At 61.3% G+C, this 1,288-nt stretch carries 3 protein-coding genes; all 3 read left to right on the top strand.

The window, feature by feature from the left end:
- A partial coding sequence (locus tag GGR17_RS20595) for a DUF6878 family protein (protein ID WP_407926663.1) occupies window positions 1-173 on the top strand: 173 nt, incomplete at its 5' end.
- 1 nt (window position 174) lies between these two features.
- The gene (locus tag GGR17_RS20175; protein WP_054540630.1) at window positions 175-636 is read left to right on the top strand and encodes a DUF6915 family protein; all 462 of its coding nucleotides are present in this window, start codon (window positions 175-177) and stop codon (window positions 634-636) included.
- Window positions 637-736: 100 nt separating this feature from the next.
- Entirely contained in the window at window positions 737-1,039 is a 303-nt protein-coding gene (locus GGR17_RS20170; RefSeq protein WP_054540631.1) for a hypothetical protein, read from the top strand.
- Window positions 1,040-1,288: the final 249 nt, after the last annotated feature.

The following is a 1,288-nucleotide window of genomic DNA, read 5'->3' as shown; positions in this document are numbered from 1 at the left end:
CCACAGAGGTTGGCGACTTCGCCTGGTCGCTCGCCTATCACCATCACCCGGGGTTCGAAAACAACGAGGGCGGCTACGGCACGCTGACCTGGGACATAGCACTAGACAGCATTATCCTCGATCACGCGGACCGCTATGTCGAATGCTCGCACAGCTATGACGAGGGGCTGTGAGATGGCCCATCCGCTTCATCATGCCGAAAGCTCTGCCCGGAAATTCGGCGGGGTGCCATCTGACTATCAGTCTGTGCACGATTGGTTTGACGCCTCGAAAGAGCACCTCGCGCTCTTCACGCACCGAGCCATGCGCCACCACGCTCAAGGCCTTTTTGAGGCCGAACGTGTCTTCGGCTTGACCCTGACCAATAGCGCAGGTCGGGACATTCCCGTGCGCTGGATCGGCGAGCAGCATGTCCGCGAAGACTGTCAGGGCCGCATTCCGAGTATGGCGGACTGGCTGCGACGGATACAGCCTGAGCCATGGATGGCCAATGGCCACATCGACCGGCACGCCGGCTCCGAGCCCTGCGGTGACCCAAGGGTTGCCTGGGCCTCCGAGGTCGCCGCCGGAAGAACGGTTCTTGGCCTGAAAGATTGGATGGCGGCGCGCGCGATGCAAGCGGCGCAGAGTGCCTGACAGGACCCGGCTTTTTGCCAATTGAATGCCGCACGGAAGCCCGGTTGGACGACCGGGCTTCTTGCGTCGTTTCCCCACCATTCTTCCTGAGGAGGTTCGCATGACACTCGATGAAATCAAGGCGGCCGTTGATGCCGGCCAGACCGTGCATTGGGCCAATACCGGCTACGTTGTCCACAAGGACCGGCTCGGTCAGTACCTCATCACCTATGTGCCGAATGGTAGCTGCATCGGTCTGACCGACCGGGGCGGGCACCGGTTGAACGGAAAAGAAACGGAGTTCTTCGTCGCGCAATCGAAGGACGCCGCAGAAAATCCAGGTAGCCGATCAAGACCAGACGGGCAGGGGAGGGGCGCAGCACCCGGAGGCACGGGGGCATTCCCTCTCGGACGGCAGCTCTGAGCTTTGGGCGGGGCTGAAAGGAAAGCAGGCTTTCTGATTTGTGATCCCTCAAGGGGTCGAGAAAGCAATCCCGGATGCGCTGGCAAGGACTTCAGGCACCGGCCAATCCAAAAGGAACCATCCCATGTTCGCAGGAACCCTCACCCGCAATGTTGAGACCGCAGCCGCTCAGTACACCGGCATGATCCACGGGGCACGCTTTGACATCGCCATCCAGCTTGAAACCCGCCCGAAGATCTCCGCGCGCAG

The organism is Actibacterium naphthalenivorans, assembly GCF_014196965.1.
In the GTDB taxonomy this organism is placed as follows: domain Bacteria; phylum Pseudomonadota; class Alphaproteobacteria; order Rhodobacterales; family Rhodobacteraceae; genus Actibacterium_A; species Actibacterium_A naphthalenivorans.
The sequence above is the reverse complement of the archived record's forward strand: the minus strand, read 5'-3'. Positions and strand labels throughout refer to the sequence as shown.

Bases quoted from the DNA above. Each gene is read 5' to 3' on its own strand.
- GGR17_RS20170 (WP_054540631.1), top strand. From the start codon at position 737: ATGACACTCGATGAAATCAAGGCGGCCGTTGATGCCGGCCAGACCGTG.
- GGR17_RS20175 (WP_054540630.1), top strand. From the start codon at position 175: ATGGCCCATCCGCTTCATCATGCCGAAAGCTCTGCCCGGAAATTCGGC.